The following is a 20752-nucleotide window of genomic DNA, read 5'->3' as shown; positions in this document are numbered from 1 at the left end:
ATACAGAGAATAGCAAATGGATGATTTAACACTGCGTTATTATGATGCAGAAATGCGTTATTTAAGAGAAGCGGCAAAAGAATTTGCACAAGCTCATCCTGATAGAGCTTCAATGCTTGATTTAGATAAAGCAGGTATTCCTGATCCTTTTGTTGAGCGTCTATTTGAAGGTTTTGCTTTTTCTATGGGGCAATTAAGACAAAAAATAGATGATGATTTACCTGAATTAACAGAAGGTCTTGTCAGTTTATTATGGCCTCATTATTTACAAACAATCCCTTCATTATCTATTATCGAATTAGCGCCTAATATTGAGCATATAAAAATGAGTAGTGTTATTCCTGCTCATTTTGAAGTGTTATCTCGACCTGTTGGTCCTAAAAAAACCGTCTGTCGTTATCGAACAACTCGCGACCTTCCTATTAATCCTTTAAAAATATCTGCTGTTAATTTAACCGCTGAGCCTGATGGTCGTTCAGTTATTCGTATTAAATTTCAATGTAGTGATCTTATTGATTGGTCACAAACAGATTTAAATAATCTCTCACTTTATCTCGCGGGAGATATTCCAACGGCTTATGCACTTCATCTTGCATTAACAAAACAAATTGCTTCTGTTTATTTAAAACTACCTTCATCAGTCAACCGAATTAATGTTCCTCTTTGGTTTTCGCCTGGTGGTTTTGCTGCAAAAGATAATTTATGGCCTAAAGCAGAAAGTACATTTAGTGGTTATCAATTATTACTAGAATATTTTTCTTTCCGTGAAAAATTCTTATTTGTTAATTTAAATGGCTTAGGTGATATTCATTTTCCTGAAAATACTCGGCAATTTGAGCTAGATATTGTTCTTAACCATCAATGGGATGGTGATATCCCATTATCTGAAGAAAATATCAAGATGCACTGCGTTCCTGTTATTAATTTATTTAACGTAGAAGCCGATCCCCTTTCAATTAACGGATTAGAAAGTGAATATTTATTACGTCCTCGTCGCTTACAAGATGGACATACAGAAATATATTCAGTAGATAATGTCAATGGCTCTAGAAGAAATGAGCAAATAGAGTATGTCCCTTTCACTAGCTTCCGCCATAAAGGCGGTATGCTTCGCCATAATGCGCCGTCACATTATTATCATACGAGAGTGAAAAAGGGAGTGACAGGCCTGCACGATACTTGGCTTATTTTAGGTGGAGAAGAACGTCATCTTGATGAAATGTTAGAAGATGAAACACTCTCTTTGCAATTAACGGGAACAAACGGTCAATTACCGCGAAAATCGCTACAAAGCACACTACTTGATAGAACTGAGCAAACATTACAAATACCGCTTACTGTAAGAAATCTATGTAAACCCACTCTGCCTTGTTATCCACCAGTAGAAGATCGTTTTCATTGGCGTATTCTTAGCCACTTAGGCGCTAGCTTTATTAATATTATGGATAATGCTGAGGTTTTACGTGGCACATTAGCGCTTTATGATTGGCGTAATGATGATATGAATAAACGTCAATTAGAGGCCATTGTTCATGTTGAGCAACATTTAATTGAACGATTTGAAAAAGGATTTTTACAACGTGGTATAGCCATTGATGTAACGTTAGATAGTGCCGGTTTTAATGGTGAAGGTGATATTCATTTGTTTGGTGAAATGCTAAATCGCTTTTTTGAGCTCTATACTGATGTTCACCTTTTTAATCAGCTAACGTTATCTATTTTACCTACAGGAAAATGTTTGCAATGGACAGAAAATCACCCGAATCAGCACGCTTAGTGATTAATGCGTTAGGTGAAAAATTACCTAATATCAATTTCTATCGCTTTTGTCAGTTATTAGAAAAAAATTGCTCAGATATCCCGCCTTTAGGGAGTACGCAAAACCCACAAAAAGATCCTATTCGCTTTAGGCCTCATCGTGGAATGGGATTTCCTGTTACTGAAATTAAAGGTACAGATAAAGACGATATTTATAGAAATAGCCTATACCCAAGTATTAGAACCACTTTTTTGGGTTTATATGGTGTGACTTCACCATTACCAACAAGTTATTCCGATAATATTGCCCAACATCGTGATGGAACAGAAGCGCTAACCGATTTTTTAGATATTTTTAATCACCGCATAACGACACAATTTTATCGTATTTGGCGAAAGTATTCTTATCCTGCAACCTTTGAATCAGGTGGCAAAGATGAAACATCACAATATTTATACAGCTTAATTGGCTTAGGTATACCGGGTAGTTCAAGCCATATACAAACATCTATTTCACGCTTTTTAGCGCTATTAGGTACGATGCGTTTACCGACAAGAACAACAGAAGGTGTTATGTCGCTTATTCGCTTACTTGCACCCAATACAGACGCAGAAATTAAGCCACATGATTTAAGACGTATTGAACAAGAAAAGATGACTTCATTATCTTGTCAACAACCTATTACATTGGCTAATAAGCCTGTATTAGGGCAATACGCAATTGATGTTAATAGCCAAATACACATTAAGCTTTATACAACCGATCCTAAAGAAGCAAAAGAATGGTTACCTGATGGCACTCTTTATCTCGATTTTATGGCGTTATTGCATGTCTATTTAGGGGCAAGAATGAGTGCGAGACTCACCTTAACGATTCCAAGAGCATTACTCTGTGATGCAAAATTAAGCACTTCACCACAGGAAGGTGCTCAAATAGGTAGAACAGCTGTGATGCGTTCATTTTCATCATCATCGCGTTCAGAGATAAATGATAAGGATATTACTGTTGGATTAGGTCATTATCATCGACTTAATCCACCAGCAAAACCAAAACAAGTGCAAGAATTTGCTAATTACCGATTCTAACAATGAGATTAACGCTATGAGAAAAGGCTCTTTATTTAGTTTTACTCGCATAATATTATTATTAACCATTACATTCAGCATAACTGCCTGCGGATTAACGCAATCTATTAGTGATGGTACTCGCGATATCGCTAAATCTATTTTTTATAAACAAATAAAAGTAGTGCATTTAGATTTTGTCGCAAGAGAGGCTCTCAATGCCAATGATAATGGCAATCCATTATCAACTATTGTTCGTGTCTATCAGTTAAATAATGCAGATAGTTTTAATAGTAGCGATTACAGTTCGTTATTTGATAAAGATAGCCAAATTCTTAAATCCTCCTTAGTTGCACAGAAAGATTTGCGTATTCGCCCTGGCGAATCAATCTCTTTTGATATGCCAATGGAAGAAAGCGCTGAGTTTGTTGCAATCGCGGTCATGTTTAATGATCCTGATTTAACAAATAATGATTGGCGTATTGTGCTTGAGAAAAAAGATTTATTACCTGATGAACCTCGTCAGCTTATTCTTTCTGAGCGCTCTATTCAGCTGACTCCTTTAAAAGGAGAAAAATAATGAGCCAACCTTCTCTTTATGAAATGCTAACAGGTTATTTTTCGGGTGGCCTTCCTATTGAGAATATCAGTGAAGAAGAACAATTAATTTTGTCGGTAATGGATAATATTAGTCGAATTTTAAATGCGAGAGCAGGCAGTATTCATCACTTACCTGATTATGGTTTACCTGATATGAGCAAACTTATTCAAGGGTTACCAGGAACAGCCCATAATATGATGAATGTCTTATCTAATACGCTACTAAAATATGAACCTCGCATAGAATCGCTATCATTAGAATTATTGCCACAAGATCAATTTGGTCATTTACGATACTCACTCAATGTAAAGCTTCATGAAAAAGGGCTTATTCGTTATGGTACCGAATTTATTCCAGATGGTCGTATCTTACTTCATCATTTAAAAAAACGTTTCGATCTCTCTTAATGATACTTTTTAGCTAACTTCACCTTTGAGATAATTATGAATGTTGATTTAAACACTTTACGTCTTGGTAATGACCCACGTTCATTCAGTGATTTTTCTGCATTAAAGTCAGAATTAGATAAACGATTTCACCCTGCTCGCCCTGATATAGATTGGGCTAGAGCACATGGCTTATGCCTCTCTCTCTTTAATCAAAATGGCGCTGACTTACAAACAGCTGCGTGGTTTGCCGTTATACGACAGCATCAATTAGGCTTTAATGGTTTAAATGAAGGTTTAACGCTATTACAAGCATTACTCAGTCAATATTGGCAAAATATTTGGCCTCAACAAACACATGCTAGAATAGAAATATTATCAAGCTTAAGCCAACAACTTATAGCAGGATTACGTTCAAGCACACCTGTTTACAGTGATTTATCTGCACTTTATCAAGCTGAAGCGACATTAAATAAAATAGGCCAGCAATTACAAACATTAGAATTAAAGCATTTAAGCCAATTTGAACGTTTGCAAGATTTACTGACGACCTATGCAAGACAGTTAGAAAATGCAGATTCTCCTGATTACGGATATGTTCCATCAACACCACTGCAACCTTTGCATATACCAAAAACTGCACCTTCTCATAGCAATAATAGCTATAAGAACTCTGTCTCAATAAAAACAAATGCAACACTAACCCCTCATCAAGAAAATAAACATAAAAAGAAAACACGCTCTTTTGGACAAGGAATAGGTTTAGGATTAATTGTAGGTTTAATTATCGCTGGTGGCGCTAGTACAGCTTTTTATTACACGGTAATACATCCCAATTTAGAAAGCGAAATGGCACAAGTTTTACCTGATATTCCACAATTTAGTGATAAGACAGCACTATTGTTAACACAAAATATAGAAACTAAAGATAAAAACACACGAGAGTTATCAAGTGAGAAATTAACCGAGATTAATAGTTATTTGCAGTATTTAGAATCTATATCACCTATTTGGCCACAAGAGTATGGCCTTGATTTACTTGGTTATCTCAATAAGTCATACCCTGATAATCAAGAAATAAGCGCTTTTAACCAAAAATGGAAACAAGATATTCAAATTAATGCTATTTCTACTGAGAAGTTAAATCAATGGTCTGAAGGTATGGCTCAACTTAATAATTTGAGTGTTCGTTTAGATAATTTAGATGGTAAACCTCGTAGTTATATTACAGGCTCTGAATTAAAAACGATAATGTTCAATGCAAGACAACATTTTAATCAGGGTTTACCTCTTGAAGAAGAGTTACGGCGTTTAGAGATATTACAATCTGAAGGTAATGTTGCGGACTCCGAATATCAGAGAATTGATAACCACTTTAAGCAACTCCTTAATCGATATGCCCTTTTAAGAAAAGGGGATTTAAAATAATTTTATCTTTATCTATTTATTATTATTTTAAGACTTAATATAAAAAATAGACTGCTCTAATAATTAACAAACTGATTATTAGGGCTTTTTTTATTATGTAAGAACTTGGTAAGTTATTAAAAATAGAATGTGAATTCACATTTAATTAGAATGAATACCCATAGCAAACTGTAAATCAGCAAGTGTGATCATTAACATCATAGGATCAAGTGGTGAAGCAACAAATCCAATATGCTCATAAAATTGTTTCGCATCATCTGATATGGCATGAACAATCATTCCTCTGATACCTACTATTCCAAAGGCTTGTACAACACGGCATCCTGCATCTTTGACAAGTCCCCTTCCTATTCCCAAACCTTTAGCTCTTGTATCTACTGCTAATCTAGCTAGTAGCACGATTGGAATATCTATAGGCATATTGCGACGAAATCTACCAACAACTTGATTAGCCGTTATCATTCCGGTAGACAATGCATAATACCCCATCACCTGATTATCTGAAGTGGTTACAAAAGTACGTGAAGCACCTGTTTTTTGATTATTCATCGCCCTGTTTTTTAACCAAAGATCTAAAGATACTTCACCTGAGGAAAACATATCCAATTGATGAGTTGATTTCAGTGGTTCAGGGATTGTCAGCATCAAGATTATTTCTCCCAAGGGGATTTAGAGAGCATCGTTTTTCTTAATGCTTCATTACTGACAGGAGTGGCATCAAGCTGAGTGATAAACTTTTGATAAATTTCGGAGCTGACATTAATAACGCGTAAATCAGCTAAAGTTTCTTCGGCAGCTCTTCGAGATGCATCCAAAATGAATTCTGTACGATTTTTTCCTACCGCATTTGCGGCTCTATCTATTAAGGCTTTATCTTCCGGCTTAATTCGTAGATTAAGTGATGAACGAGTTACAGATTCATCTTTAGCCAGCGTATTATTTCTAGTTGGCATAATTACCCCTCAAATTGACTATTTATTCTACAAGAATACAAGAAAGTAATGTCATTGTCATTACATCACATATCATTTAAAAACTTAACTAGCCTTTTCATTTCCATTTACAGGACATTGATATTTACAGATTAAAAATGTTGAATTTTTATAAATAAAAGAAATATAAATAGAGATAAAAACTAAAAAAGGCACTCATTAATAGCGCCTTTTATTTTGTATACCGTTTATCTTATTAAAGAATTATTCCATCCATTCTGTATGAAAAATGCCTTCTTTATCGGTACGTTTATAAGTATGAGCACCAAAGTAATCACGCTGTGCTTGAATTAAATTAGCGGGTAATACTTCAGCACGATAGCTATCGTAATAAGAAATAGCAGCAGAGAATGTTGGTGTTGGAATGCCTGCTTGTACACCATAGCAAACAACATCACGAAGAGCTTGTTGGTATTCATCTGCAATATTTTTAAAGTAAGGCGCTAATAATAAGTTGGCAATTTTCGCATCTTCATTATAAGCATCTGTGATTTTTTGTAGGAATTGAGCGCGGATAATACAACCTGCACGGAAAATCTTCGCAATTTCACCGTAGTTTAAATCCCAATTATATTCGTCTGATGCAGCTTTTAATTGTTGGAAACCTTGAGCATAAGAAACAATTTTACCTAAATACAGTGCACGGCGAACATTTTCGATAAAGGCTTTTTTATCACCAGTAAATGCTTTTGGTTTAGGGCCTGATAAAACGTTAGAGGCTGCAACACGTTGGTCTTTTAATGAAGAAATATAACGTGCAAATACAGATTCAGTAATCAGTGTTACAGGAACGCCTAAGTCTAATGAACTTTGGCTAGTCCATTTACCTGTACCTTTATTTGCAGCTTCATCAAGAATAACATCAACTAAATATTTACCATCTTCATCTTTTTTACGGAAAATATCAGCAGTTATCTCAATAAGGTAGCTACTCAGTTCCCCTTTATTCCACTCAGTAAAGGTATCTGCGAGTTCTTCATTAGATAAACCTAGTGAGTGTTTTAATACAGAGTAAGCTTCTGCAATCAGTTGCATATCACCATATTCGATACCGTTATGTACCATTTTCACATAATGACCCGCACCATCAGCACCAATATAGGTCACACAAGGCTCGCCTTCAGCAACAGCAGCAATTTTTTCAAGAATAGGCGCTACTAGCTCGTAAGCTTCTTTTTGACCACCAGGCATAATAGAAGGCCCTTTTAATGCGCCCTCTTCACCACCTGAAACGCCAGTACCAATAAAGTTAAAACCTTGCTCTGATAATTCACGATTACGGCGAATAGTATCTTTAAAGAAAGTATTCCCGCCATCAATAAGGATATCACCTTTATCTAAATGAGGGGTTAATGCAGCAATAGTCTTATCCGTTGCTTCGCCAGCTTTCACCATTAACAAGATACGACGCGGTTTTTCTAGTGAATCAACAAATTCTTCAATAGTGTAATTCGCAACTAGTTTTTTACCTGGGTTTTCAGCGATAACTTCATTGGTTTTATCGCTTGAGCGGTTGTAGATAGAGACTGTATAACCACGGCTTTCAATATTTAGCGCAAGGTTACGTCCCATAACTGCCATACCAACCACGCCGATTTGCTGTTTTGACATGAAATAACTCCCGTCTGTAAATAAACCTGCCAATGATAAATCACTGACAATTTGTTAACCTCATCACATAGTAACGCACTCTCCCTTTAGGTGGTAGTTATTGATGCAATCGATATCGCCCTCTTTATAAATAAAACTGAATTATTAACCTTCTATTTGTAATAATTTATTGATAATTTTTTCCAAATTGCTCATTATTCCCAAATCGGCATGTGCCGTATTAACATAGAAGGTAACAAAAACTGTATGGAATGGATCGTAGATCCGACGATATGGGCTGGACTGGCCACCCTTATTGTTCTTGAAATCGTACTTGGTATTGATAACCTTGTATTCATTGCCATTCTGGCAGATAAACTTCCAGCAAAACTTCGAGATAAAGCGCGTTTAACAGGCTTATCGTGTGCCCTTGTTATGCGTATAGTCTTGTTGTTTAGCCTTTCATGGTTGATAACTCTGACCCAGCCTCTCATTACACTGTTTGATCATCCTTTCAGTGCAAGAGATCTTATTATGCTTGTCGGAGGGATATTCTTGCTGTTTAAAGCGACAATGGAGCTTAATGAACGGCTAGAAGGTAAAGATCATGATGAAGGAAAGCAACGTAAAACAACCAGTTTTTGGTCTGTTGTTGCACAAATTATCGTGCTAGATGCCGTCTTTTCTCTTGATTCCGTGATAACTGCTGTAGGTATGGTGGATCATCTTGGTATCATGGTGGCTGCTGTCACTATTGCAATGATCTTAATGATTATCGCAAGTAAGCCATTGACCTCTTTTGTTAATAATCATCCAACCATCGTTATCTTATGCTTAAGCTTCTTGCTAATGATTGGTTTCAGCCTTGTTGCTGAAGGATTTGGCTACGCTATTCCTAAAGGTTATCTCTATGCTGCGATTGGTTTCTCAATCATGATTGAGTCACTTAATCAGCTTGCTATGTTTAACCGTCGTCGTTTCCTCACTGCATCACGCTCTATGCGTGAACGTACTGCTGAGGCTGTTTTGCGTATTATTAGCGGTAAGCCTGAATCATCAGAATTAGATGCTCATACCTCTGATTTAGTTTCTAAAGAGGAAGTGTTTGATCCTCAAGAACGTCAAATGATTGTTCGTGTATTAGGTCTTAGCCAACGAAACGTGAATAGTATTATGACTTCACGTCATGATGTTGAGTATGTCGATATCAATTCAAGCAAAGATGAACTTCGTGAGTTGTTAGAAAAAGATCCTCATTCACGCTTAGTGATTACTGATGGTGAACATAACGATGAGCCTGTAGGTGTTGTTAATATTATTCAGTTATTAAATCAGCAATTACGTAATGAACCTTTAAATTTACGTTTACTGATTGCACAACCGTTAATATTCCCTGAAGGTTTATCACTTTTACATGCGCTAGAACAGTTCCGTAGTGCGCATACTCACTTTGCATTTGTTGTTGATGAATTTGGTTCGGTTGAGGGTATTGTCACACTGACTGACGTAATGGAAACTATTGCAGGTAATCTACCGGTTAGTTCTCAAGAAAACGATTCCCGACACGATATTGTTCAAAATGAAGATGGTTCTTGGACTGTCAATGGATTCACACCGCTTGAAGACTTAATTCTTTATATACCGATGAAGTTGGATGACAAGCGTGAATATGAAACATTAGCAGGCTTATTAATGGAACACTTACAACGCGTTCCTACTGTTGGTGAAAAAATTATGATTGATGGTATCGAATTTGAGCCATTAGATGTTAATAATCACCGTATTAATAAAGTCCGTATTGTTGAACCCATTATCGAAAATGACGAAGAAAATGTAGACGAAGCTTAATTTAGCGATATCTACTTCTGCATGATACTCATCAATATCCGCCTATTATGGCGGATATTTTTTTGTTCTAAATACATAATAAAAAACGCGCTTCTTTTATTGAAAGCGCGTTTATTTTTAGTGTACTGAGTTAACCGTGTTTTTAATGATTAACCTAATGTTGTAGGTACTAAAATTTCAGTTGCTACAATCACAATAACTAATCCTACAAGTACAGGTACAGAAACCCGTTTTACCACTTCAAAAGGAGATATTTTTGCCATACCTGAAACGGCAACAACGACACCAGAAACCGGTGATAATGTACGACCTAGGTTTGAAGCTTGTAACATTGGTATAGTTAGATACGCAGGATTAACACCCATATTGCTCGCTAAACGAGGGATTAATTCCACAAACGCATAGAATGGTGCATTACCTGAGCCTGTTGTCATTGCTGCTAACATCGTAATTAATACTAATGCTATCATCATCACTATCGCGCCTGAACCTAGCGATTGTGCGCCATCGATAAGCGCATTGATAAAACCAACCGTTGTTAAGCCTTGAGCAAAAACACCGGCTGCAACTAACAGCATAACAACTTGCGCAAATGCATCAGCCATACCGCGATAAGCGACCTCTAGACCTTCATAAACACTTTTTGCATTGAAACTACGAATGAATTCAATTAATGCAGATAAAATCATACAGATGATAATAATTGCAACAATATGTAGCTCTGGTAACCATTTACCATCAAAAACGAGCACACCAATAATTGGTGTAAATGGCAAAATAGCGTAGAAACTTGGTGCATGCGTTTTTATCTCATTCACATCCAGCATTTCTGTTTCGATATGCTCTTTACGATCGAGATAACGTTGCCAGAAAAAGTGCGCAATGCACATACCAATAATGGCAGCGATTGAAATCGGTAGCGTTGTTTTAAAAGCAAAATCAATCAGTGGCATTTCAGATGCTTGTGCCGCTAAGATAACATCGCCAGAAGTCGGTGCTAGAATAATCGAAGCAGGAGAAGCACAAATAGCAGCCGCTGCACCACGGCTAATACCCATATTGACCATGACAGGAAATAATGTCGCCATCAGCAACACACCTAGACCTGTTGCAGAAGAAACCGCAAGAGACATCAAGCATGCCACAATATAAGCTGCAACCATCAATAAATAAGGTGAGTTGATCATTTTTAGAGGGCGTGATGCCAATTTTACGACAACATCATTAGCACCGATATGTGTCATATAAGCAGCAAAGCCACAAAGTACCATGATCATCATGCCTAAATCGCCACCACGGCTCATTAGTAGATTTTTCACGTACTCTACAATATCAATTAATCCATACCCTGTAGATGTCACACTTGGTGGTAATACAGGTTTTTGCATAATGACACTGATGATCAGCAATAACAGACCACCCGTCATTAAAACGCCCGTTGGTGAATAGCCTTTAACGATATAACGCCCAACGCCCACAGCTACAAGGACGCCGATAAGAATTTCAATCATTTACTTTTCCTGTCTTCAATAGTTATTGATGAAATGAAGTCTATTATTTTTATCATCATTTTTGCGTTTAGTGCGGTTAACACACTCTGCCCAAAGGCAACGTTGCAGTGTATGACATATATCAAAAAAAATGACTATTTTTTTATGATATATCAGTATGAATGCTTATTTTTTAGACTGGCAATAAATAAATGGACGTTATTAACAAAAAAAGCACACCGCAATATAGGGTGTGCTTTCATTGATAATGAATGGAATAATGTTTTAAAGCTTATCGAGTAACTTATTTAGCACTTTAGCTTCTGGTGCGTCGTCATCTTGCTTGCTTAACCAGTCATCTATGGCTTGTTTCGCTTTTTGTTGAAGCTTATCTCTGAGTAATTTATCAACATTAAATTCGTATTGAATAGCACTCCAATTTCCATAAAGTCTTAATGGAAGTTCGATTTTTGCTAACTGGCGAGTAAATTCATTCTCTTTACCCCACCCTTTTTTAATGTTGACTAGTAACATCATATCAAGGTTATGATGCTCAAGGTTCAGTTTGCCTTGTCCTTTAATATTATAATTATCTGCTTTAGCATTAAGCCCATTTATCGTCACTAATCCTTTAGGCGCAAGTTTGAATTGAGCAACTACGCTTTCAGCTTGGGTATAACTAGAAATTTCTTCAGGATCAATAACTTTATCTGTTGCTTGAGCAATAGATTGTTGGATAACTTGGGGAATATTCAGCCCTTGCATAGTGAATTGTTTCAATGAAGTATCAAGGGTTCCTTGCCAATTTGTAAAGAACGCTTGACGTTGATAGCCATCACCTTCTAAATGCCCTTTAGCAGAGATAAACCCACTAAAATTCTCAGGTTGAGAGAACACGCGTAATAGCGGTTGTAAAGGAAGATTATTCATTGTAATCCCCATACTAATATGCGCAGGTACAATGCTAGTGGAAATCACGGTAGGTAAAGAGAAATCACCGTTAAGAATTTTTCCTGTTAGCGTATCAATATTTAATGATTTCGGCTTGTTTTCAGCCACTAATTTAAAATCATTTATTTCTAATTCTTTATAGATAAGTTTATTAATAGCTAACGCGATATTAAACTCAACACTCCCTAATGCAGTTAAATCATAATCTTTATGCTCTTGTGCAATAGCGCTAATAACAGGGCGAGTCATAATAGTGGCATTAGGTGCAGGAGCCGCATAAGCAGAGCCTAATAATATAGATGACAATACATTTTGTTGTTTATTTATAGCAGGTACTAATACTGCTGTTTGTGCTGATTTCTCTTTAGCGAGTTCGGGTAACAATGTATTGAGATCGAGTTGCTCACCTTGCAATTTAATATCATAGCGATTCTTATCAGCAAACACTGCGTTAATATCGCCTTGTAGCTGGCTATCATTTGCCGTGATATTGACATTATTTAACACAAGTGTAGTAGCTACATCATTTTTATATTTAAAATCAGAAGATAAGCTACCTTGAATACCCTTTTCAGGGATCCCTACGCCAGACAATGCATAATCAAACTGAGTAATATTGCCGTTAACTTGATAAGGATAAGTACTCATATCAGCATTTGCTGATAAATTAATCGCAAATTCACGACGATCACGACTTAACTTGGTATTTAAATCTAACTTGATTTGTTGTTTTTCATCGGTTTTCAGTGACAAATTAATATCTCTGAAATTTAATTGCTCACCATCATTCATTTGCCAGATAACTAAACTGTCAGAAATATTCACTTTTGCAATATTAAGTTGCCAACGATTTGTTTTAGGCTCTATTACAGGGCGTGATACATCTTTAGCAGAAGAAGACGTGGTTTTAGAAACGGGTTGGCTTTCTGGTGTTTGTAATACAACTGCGCCTTTAAGCATGACTTCTTTCACTTCTAGTTGATGAGAAAGAAGTGGCCAAAGTTCAACATCTAATCGCATATTATCAGCTGCAATGAGTGGCTTTTCAGCACCTGGTGCAGTTAATGACATTTTACCACTGATAATGCTCAATTTTGGCCATACATGCCAACGCATATCATCTTGTAACGTCAGTTTATAACCACTTTGCTTTTCAACCCGTTCTATCAGATATCCACGAAAATCATTAGGGTTAATGAGTAAAACTAACGTCGTTAAGCCTGCCGAAATAACCACAAGCAAAATAGCCAGTGTTGTCAAAAACCTTTTCATATAATTACCCGCTTAGTGAAATCTGATAATAACGATGATAAATAAAGACAATTAGTCTTCACTAATCCGACTACCTACTGCACCATGTTGATTTTTATATTTCGCATCTTGGCGACGATTATAAGGCCTATCAGCAGGACCCGACATAGGTTCAAAGCTAAGAGCGCCAATCACCATACCCGGTCTTAATGCTAATGGCAGTTTACCTGAGTTGAAAAACTCCAGTACGATTTGACCATGCCAACCTGGATCAATTCGGTGTGCAGTAACATGTACCATTAGGCCTAATCTTGCTAGCGAAGAACGACCATCTAACCAGCCAACCACATTATCAGGTAATGTGACAGACTCAAGCGTGACTGCTAATGCAAGCTCTCCTGGATGTAAATAGAATGCTTCACCTTCTGGTAAAACAATTTCATCACTCATTACTCGCTCTAGTGCCGCATTAACTTCTGCTTTAGGTCCACTAAGATCAATATAAGGCGCGGTATGTCCTTGGAAAACACGAAATTGGTTACCTAAGCGAACATCTGCTGTTGCGCCGTTAATTCGCTCGACAGGCGGGCGGGGTTCAATGACTAATTTCCCTTGATCTAGCCACTGAATAATATCACGGTCGCATAATCGCATTTTATATCCTTCTTTAAGTTAAATAGGCAGGTTCATCATGCATGAAAGCTGCCCACAAATGAACATAATTATTCGCAAAATTGTCCGATTTTCGCTTTTAGAATATCAATCGCAACACGGTTTTTTCCACCTCTAGGAACAATAATATCGGCATATTGTTTTGAAGGTTCAATAAACTGAAAGAACATAGGACGAACTGTTTTATTATATTGTTCAATAACAGAATCTAAACTACGTCCACGATCATTCACATCACGTTTAATTCGGCGCATTAAGCAAATATCTAATGGCGTATCAACAAAAATGGAAAAATCCATTTCTTCGCGTAAACGCTTATCGGTAAGCAACAAAATACCTTCAATTATAATAACTTTTTTTGGTCTAAATGGAATGGATTGTGCTTTACGGGTGTGTGCAACGTAGTCATATTGGGGAAGTTCAATGGCATTTCCTGCTTTAAGCTCGCACAAATGCTGGTATAAAAGAGCGTGATCCATTGAATTAGGATGGTCATAATTGACCTTATATCGCTCTTCCATCGTTAAATCACTCTGGTCACGATAATAGCAATCTTCTGGTATCACACCGATATTATGATCACCTACTTGAGCTCTTAATTCACGGTAAAGGGTACTGGCAATAAGACTTTTACCTGAAGCAGAGGCTCCAGCGATACCTACAATTGTGCACTGATGTGCTGTGTCAGCCATAATAAGAAAACCTGGTTTAAAATAAAAAAGGGGAATAACGTAATATTCTGTAAATATTACGCTTGCGCCAGATTATAGTTTTGAAATCGCTCAGGTTCCAGCGCAAAACCAGAAATCACTGTGATTTTTGTTAAAAATAGCCATAAATGAAAGATAAAAAAAATGGAAAGTAAGATACTTTCCATTCAAATAAACTATAAATTCAAAGTCTTATATTTTGATTATACTGCGCGAAATGAAATTTCGGTAGGAATGGCATCACCATCCCAATACATTTGTGCAGAAACCGTTGAGGCTATTTCGCGATAAATATCTGCAAATTCGCCTTCAGGATCACGCATTACCGTTGGTTGACCACGGTCTAAATCTTCGCGTAAAGAGATATGCAGTGGAATTTGACCTAATAATTGGCAATGGTATTTTTCAGCCAGTTTAGCCGCACCACCTGTGCCAAAAATAGGCTCGATATGACCACAATTGCTACAAATATGCGCGCTCATGTTTTCAATGATACCTAATACAGGTACATTGACTTTTTTAAACATGACAATCCCTTTCATCGCATCCACCAGCGCAATATCTTGTGGTGTGGTGATAACAACAGCAGCAGTCACTGGAATATTTTGTGATAACGTCAGTTGAATATCCCCCGTTCCTGGTGGCATATCGATAACAAGGTAATCTAAATCAGGCCATAAGGTATCTTGGAGCATCTGCATAAGTGCCTTGCTCGCCATAGGACCACGCCATACCATTGCGTTATCGTCAGTCACTAAATACCCAATAGAGTTAGTCGCTAACCCATAAGCCATAATTGGCGCCATGTGTTGTCCATCAGGGGATGTTGGACGTTCCATCGTTGTGCCAAGCATATTGGGAATTGAAGGACCGTAAATATCAGCATCAAGAATACCTACTTTAGCACCTTCTTGAGCAAGTGCTAATGCAAGGTTAACTGCTGTGCTTGATTTACCCACACCGCCTTTACCTGAGCTCACAGCAAGAATATTACGGACACCATTAATACCAGGAAGATCATTTGCTCTGCGTAGTGTTGAAATATTATGCTTTAGTTTCCATTCAATGGCACTAGCACCTGTAATATTTCTTAGCTCAGCCGTTTTTTCTTCTATAAGCATTTGGAAAGGTTTTTTCCAAACAAAAGGCATGACTAGTTCAATATGAAGAACATCGTCAATCATTGTGCACTGATGTAATGCTTTTAGTGATATCAGATTACGTTTCAATGTCGGGTGTTCAAAAGTAGACAAGACGCCTGAAATTTTTTCTTTCAGAATCTCAGGGGTGGTCTGCTCGGGGGATTTATCACTCATCCCGGCTCCTCTCGTTTTCTTTATTTATTAAATAGTGAGTCTTTTCATTATACCAGATAGTCAATGGCTTCGATAATGCCTTGTCTCAATTTGCCAACGAATATTTCTCTTGCAAAAACTCGTTGATTACCCTAGCGACATCAAGACGGATAGGTTAACATCAAAGTCCCTTTTATTAATTTATGGAAGTAAGATCCTTACTATGTCTCACGTCGCGAATAAATTACTGGTAACCTGTGCGTTACCATATGCTAACGGTTCAATTCATCTTGGTCATATGCTTGAGCACATTCAGGCTGATATCTGGGTCCGTTATCACCGAATGCGCGGCAAAGAGGTTCATTTTATCTGCGCTGATGATGCCCATGGTACCCCTATTATGCTGAAAGCTCAGCAATTGGGAATTAGCCCAGAAGCAATGATTGAAGAAATGAGCAAAGAGCATCAACAGGATTTTGCTGGCTTTAATATTAGTTATGATAACTATCACTCAACACACAGTGAAGAGAACAAACAGTTATCAGAAAAGATTTATTTAGCCCTCAAAAAGAACGGTCATATTAAAAGTAAAACCATTTCTCAGCTTTATGATGAAGAAAAAGGTATGTTTCTTCCTGACCGTTTTGTGAAAGGTACTTGTCCTAAATGTAAAGCACCAGATCAATATGGTGATAACTGTGAAGTTTGTGGATCAACCTATAGCCCTACAGAGCTGATTGAGCCTCGCTCTGTCGTTTCTGGTTCAACGCCAGTTATGCGTGAAACAGAACACTACTTCTTTGATTTACCGGCATTTAGCGATATGTTACAAGCTTGGATACGCTCTGGCGCATTACAAGAACAAGTCGCTAATAAGATGCAAGAGTGGTTTGACAGTGGTTTACACCAATGGGATATCACGCGTGATGCGCCTTATTTTGGCTTTGAAATCCCAGATGCACCAGGTAAATACTTTTATGTGTGGCTTGATGCACCAATTGGCTACATGGGCTCATTTATGAATCTATGTGAAAAACGGGGTGATCTAAACTTTGATGAATATTGGAATAAAGACAGCAAAACAGATCTTTATCACTTTATCGGTAAAGATATCGTCTATTTCCACAGCTTATTCTGGCCTGCCATGTTAGAAGGTAGTGAATACCGTAAACCAACCAATCTTTTTGTTCATGGTTATATCACGGTTAATGGCGCGAAAATGTCAAAATCACGGGGTACTTTTATTACAGCACGTGCTTATCTTGATCATTTTGATGCTGATTGCTTACGTTATTACTATGCTGCAAAACTCTCTTCTCGTATTGATGATATCGATTTAAATCTTGAAGATTTTGTTCAACGCGTTAATAGTGATATCGTCAATAAAGTGGTTAATCTTGCATCACGTACTGCGGGTTTTATCAATAAACGTTTTGATGGAAAATTAGCGCAAACGTTAGACGACCCAAAACTGTATCAGCACTTTGTTGATATGAAAGAAAATATTTCTCATGCTTTTGAAAGCCGTGAATTTGGTAAAGCGATTCGTGAAATTATGGCATTAGCCGATGAAGCTAACCGTTATATTGACGAAAAAGCGCCGTGGGTTGTTGCCAAACAAGAAGGTCAAGATGCTCAATTACAAGCTATCTGCACCATGGGTATTAACTTATTCCGTGTGTTAATGACTTATCTAAAACCTATTCTGCCTTCATTAACAGAGCGTTCTGAAGCGTTCTTACAAACTGAATTAACCTGGGATGGTTTATCTAAACCATTATTAGGCTGTGAGATCACTCAATTTAAAGCATTATTTAATCGTATTGATATGGATAAAGCTGATGCAATGGTTGAAGCGTCTAAAAGCACTATCGCGCCTGTAACCCAAGTGACAGGACCATTAGCAGATTTCCCAATTCAAGACACTATCAAGTTTGATGATTTCGCAAAAATTGATATGCGAATTGCTGAAATTAAGCAAGCCGATTTTGTTGAGGGCTCAGATAAACTGCTAAGATTAATACTCGATTTAGGTGGCGAAACTCGACAAGTCTTTTCTGGCATTCGCAGTGCTTACCCTTCACCTAAAGTATTAGAAGGTCGCTTAACTGTGATGGTGGCAAATCTAGCACCTCGTAAAATGCGCTTTGGTATGTCAGAAGGTATGGTTATGGCAGCAGGATCTGGTGGAGAAGATATTTTCTTACTCAGCCCAGACAGTGGTGCGAAGCCAGGTCAGCAAGTTAAATAACCAAAAGTTATTTATCTAAAAAGAATTGAGCGGGTTTTGCTAAAAGACCCGCTCTTTTTTTATTGTGACCAATAGCACACTTTTAAAATTGGTGTATGATTAACACGTCACTTCATTTAGGACACTTAATTTATGAAACTAAAACGGGTGCGGATTACTCTTTGGCACTATTTACGATCTTTTGTCGTGTTATATCTCTGCCTTTTTGCCGGTAATCTTATTTCTGCCCTTCTCCCTTTTTCAGTACCAGGTAGTATTGTCGGCTTACTTATTCTTTTCGGTTTACTTGCTTTTCAGCTTATCCCTTTACGTTGGGTTAAACCTGGCGCAAATATATTGCTAAAAAATATGTCATTACTCTTTATTCCGATTGGTGTCGGTGTAATGAACTATTATGGATTATTAAGCCAACAACTTTTCCCTATTGTATTAGCATGCGTTGTCAGCACCTTTGCTGTAATGGCGTTGGTTGCTTATTGCTCACACTTTATTCACCGTGAACGTGTGATTATTGGTGCACAGCCTGATATCGTGGACGATATTGTCACTACAGATCCTCAAGAAGAAAATAAGACAATAAGTGAGAATAAAAAATGTTAATGCTAATGAATATTTGGTGGTCATTACCATTGACCATTATTATCTTTTACTTGGCGCGTAAACTCGCAGCACGATATAAAATTCCTATTTTAAATCCGCTATTAATGGGTATTGTCGTTATTATTCCTATCCTTTTATTAACACATACCTCTTATGACGACTATTTTGCTGGTAGCCGTATATTAAATGATTTATTACAGCCTGCCGTTGTTGCCTTAGCGATTCCTCTATATCAACAACTTCATCAAATTCGTGCACAGTGGAAATCACTTATAAGTATCTGCTTTATTGGTAGTGTTGCTGCCATGGTCAGTGGTACTGCTATTGCATTATGGGCAGGTGCTACACCTGAAATAGCAGCATCTATTCTTCCAAAATCAGTCACAACGCCAATTGCAATGGCAGTTGCTGAATCTATTGGTGGGATTCCCGCTGTCAGTGCGGCTTGTGTTATTGCTGTAGGTATCTTAGGTGCTATTTTTGGTCATACCTTATTTAAGCTTTTACGAATTCCTACACACGCATCACGTGGCTTAGCTATGGGAACCGTTTCTCATGCTGTAGGTACAGCAAGGGCGGCTGAAATTGACTATATTGAAGGGGCTTATAGCTCTTTAGCATTAATGACATGCGGTATAATTACTTCATTAACCGCACCTTTTATCTTCCCTTTTATTCTTCATCTTTTTGCTTAATCAATTTCTATCACCCATTATTTATAAAGTGAATCATATAAATAATGGGTGAGTGACTACCAAAATAGTCAACTCGCTAACATGTAGCCTATTTTTATTCTTCTATTTTTTATTTTTTTTTCGTGAAAAAGTTGAAAATTTTGAGACAAGCCTCTCAATTAATAAAATCGTTGCAATAATTTCATGATAAATATGACTTTAATCACATTTATCAGTAGGTAAAGATGACTAGGATCTTATAAAATAGCAAGACTAATGGGAGACTCATGTATGCATACTCGTTTTAAAGCCATTTGGCCAGATTTATCCCCTCAATTACAACACGCCCTTGCGCCTTATGTTGAGCAGGATGAATTTCCTGCTATGTTCACTGTAGAGCAAGTCAATGCCATAAAAACACAGTTACAATGTAATGATGATGCCTTAGCTCTCGCACTATTACCTGTTGCGGCAGCCTGTGCTGTTACCCCTATTTCTCATTTTAATGTCGGTGCAATAGCTCGTGGTGAAAGCGGTAATCTCTATTTTGGTGCCAATATGGAATTTTCAGGCGCACCACTGCAACAAACCGTTCATGCTGAACAAAGTGCTGTAACCCATGCTTGGTTAAAAGGCGAATCTCGTTTATCTGCAATTACCGTCAATTACACGCCTTGTGGTCATTGTCGCCAATTTATGAATGAATTAAATAGTGGCACACAAATTGAAATTCATTTGCCAGGTAGAAAGCCTGCAACATTAGGTGATTATTTACCTGATAGCTTTGGCCCTAAAGATCTCAATATTAGCACTCTTCTTATGGATAAAGTCGATCATCACTATCAAGTCGATAATCCTGATGAATTGGTGAAACTGGCTCTGCAAGCAATGAATCGTAGCCATGCGCCTTATAGCGAATCACATAGTGGTATTGCTGTCCAAATGAAAAATGGCAAGCAATTTCAAGGAAGTTATGCTGAAAATGCGGCATTTAATCCTAGCATGCCACCATTACAAGCTGTTCTAATTGCATTAAATATGGCTGGAGAATCAGTAATGGATATTATATCTGCTGTGCTTATCGAAAAATCATCAGCAACCTTAACACAATGGGATGCAACTCAAGCCACATTAAGAACATTAGGTTGTCAGAAAATAGAGCGAATAACCCTTTAAAAAGTCATCGTAAT

At 37.3% G+C, this 20752-nt stretch carries 18 protein-coding genes; 10 read left to right on the top strand and 8 right to left on the bottom strand.

The features are described from left to right. Positions 1–16: 16 nt before the first annotated feature. The 5 genes from tssF to M983_RS13710 are packed head-to-tail and all read left to right on the top strand — an operon-like array spanning position 17 to position 5238. The gene (tssF, locus tag M983_RS13730; protein WP_066752048.1) at positions 17–1777 is read left to right on the top strand and encodes a type VI secretion system baseplate subunit TssF; all 1761 of its coding nucleotides are present in this window, start codon (positions 17–19) and stop codon (positions 1775–1777) included. Further along, positions 1744–2844, top strand: a complete 1101-nt coding sequence (tssG, locus tag M983_RS13725) for a type VI secretion system baseplate subunit TssG (protein ID WP_066752046.1) — start codon at positions 1744–1746, stop codon at positions 2842–2844. Before tssF ends, tssG begins: the two co-directional genes overlap by 34 nt. Positions 2845–2860: 16 nt before the next feature. Next, the gene (gene tssJ, locus M983_RS13720; protein WP_066752039.1) at positions 2861–3403 is read left to right on the top strand and encodes a type VI secretion system lipoprotein TssJ; all 543 of its coding nucleotides are present in this window, start codon (positions 2861–2863) and stop codon (positions 3401–3403) included. Next, a complete protein-coding gene (gene tssE / locus M983_RS13715) occupies positions 3403–3831 on the top strand; it encodes a type VI secretion system baseplate subunit TssE (protein WP_066752036.1) in 429 nt (142 codons plus the stop codon). The genes tssJ and tssE overlap by 1 nt, the downstream gene beginning before the upstream one ends. A 36-nt stretch (positions 3832–3867) precedes the next feature. Next, positions 3868–5238, top strand: coding sequence for a VasL domain-containing protein (locus M983_RS13710; RefSeq protein WP_066752033.1), 1371 nt, complete (start codon positions 3868–3870; stop codon positions 5236–5238). Positions 5239–5379: 141 nt separating this feature from the next. On the opposite strand, the gene M983_RS13705 is transcribed toward M983_RS13710, so the two are convergent. From M983_RS13705 to gndA, 3 genes are all read right to left on the bottom strand, one after another. Beyond that, entirely contained in the window at positions 5380–5883 is a 504-nt protein-coding gene (locus M983_RS13705) for a GNAT family N-acetyltransferase (protein ID WP_066752030.1), read from the bottom strand. Between the two features lie 5 nt (positions 5884–5888). Next, on the bottom strand, positions 5889–6191 hold the full coding sequence (locus M983_RS13700) for a type II toxin-antitoxin system TacA family antitoxin (RefSeq protein ID WP_066752012.1): 303 nt from the start codon (positions 6189–6191) through the stop codon (positions 5889–5891). A gap of 243 nt (positions 6192–6434) precedes the next feature. After that, positions 6435–7841: an NADP-dependent phosphogluconate dehydrogenase gene (gene gndA / locus M983_RS13695; RefSeq protein ID WP_066752009.1), complete on the bottom strand. Its 1407-nt coding sequence runs from the start codon at positions 7839–7841 to the stop codon at positions 6435–6437. 246 nt (positions 7842–8087) lie between these two features. On the opposite strand from gndA, the gene M983_RS13690 reads away from it, so the two are divergent. Then, on the top strand, positions 8088–9668 hold the full coding sequence (locus M983_RS13690) for a TerC family protein (protein WP_066752006.1): 1581 nt from the start codon (positions 8088–8090) through the stop codon (positions 9666–9668). Positions 9669–9817: 149 nt separating this feature from the next. On the opposite strand, the gene dcuC is transcribed toward M983_RS13690, so the two are convergent. From dcuC to apbC, 5 genes are all read right to left on the bottom strand, one after another. Continuing rightward, positions 9818–11179, bottom strand: coding sequence for an anaerobic C4-dicarboxylate transporter DcuC (dcuC, locus tag M983_RS13685; protein ID WP_066752004.1), 1362 nt, complete (start codon positions 11177–11179; stop codon positions 9818–9820). 264 nt (positions 11180–11443) lie between these two features. Continuing rightward, positions 11444–13381 carry an outer membrane assembly protein AsmA gene (gene asmA / locus M983_RS13680; RefSeq protein ID WP_066752002.1) on the bottom strand — a complete coding sequence of 646 codons (1938 nt, stop codon included), beginning with the start codon at positions 13379–13381 and terminating at the stop codon, positions 11444–11446. Positions 13382–13432: 51 nt separating this feature from the next. Beyond that, positions 13433–14014 (bottom strand): dCTP deaminase, encoded by a 582-nt coding sequence (gene dcd, locus M983_RS13675; protein ID WP_066751999.1) that lies wholly within the window; start codon positions 14012–14014, stop codon positions 13433–13435. Between the two features lie 68 nt (positions 14015–14082). Further along, positions 14083–14724, bottom strand: coding sequence for a uridine kinase (gene udk / locus M983_RS13670; protein WP_066751997.1), 642 nt, complete (start codon positions 14722–14724; stop codon positions 14083–14085). A gap of 221 nt (positions 14725–14945) precedes the next feature. Next, a complete protein-coding gene (gene apbC / locus M983_RS13665; RefSeq protein WP_066751993.1) occupies positions 14946–16058 on the bottom strand; it encodes an iron-sulfur cluster carrier protein ApbC in 1113 nt (370 codons plus the stop codon). A 202-nt stretch (positions 16059–16260) separates the two neighbouring features. Between apbC and metG the strand changes: the two genes are divergently transcribed. The 4 genes from metG to cdd all read left to right on the top strand — a co-directional run bounded on the left by metG (position 16261) and on the right by cdd (position 20738). Continuing rightward, positions 16261–18288, top strand: a complete 2028-nt coding sequence (gene metG / locus M983_RS13660; protein ID WP_066751989.1) for a methionine--tRNA ligase — start codon at positions 16261–16263, stop codon at positions 18286–18288. Between the two features lie 132 nt (positions 18289–18420). Then, the gene (locus tag M983_RS13655; protein ID WP_066751978.1) at positions 18421–18888 is read left to right on the top strand and encodes a CidA/LrgA family protein; all 468 of its coding nucleotides are present in this window, start codon (positions 18421–18423) and stop codon (positions 18886–18888) included. Beyond that, positions 18888–19583, top strand: a complete 696-nt coding sequence (locus tag M983_RS13650; RefSeq protein WP_066752065.1) for a CidB/LrgB family autolysis modulator — start codon at positions 18888–18890, stop codon at positions 19581–19583. The genes M983_RS13655 and M983_RS13650 overlap by 1 nt, the downstream gene beginning before the upstream one ends. A 270-nt stretch (positions 19584–19853) precedes the next feature. After that, entirely contained in the window at positions 19854–20738 is an 885-nt protein-coding gene (cdd, locus tag M983_RS13645) for a cytidine deaminase (protein WP_066751975.1), read from the top strand. Positions 20739–20752 lie beyond the last annotated feature (14 nt).

Source organism: Proteus myxofaciens ATCC 19692, from assembly GCF_001654855.1.
Lineage (GTDB): Bacteria > Pseudomonadota > Gammaproteobacteria > Enterobacterales > Enterobacteriaceae > Proteus > Proteus myxofaciens.
Note: the sequence above shows the minus strand (reverse complement) of the source record. Positions and strands in the feature narration are given on the sequence as shown.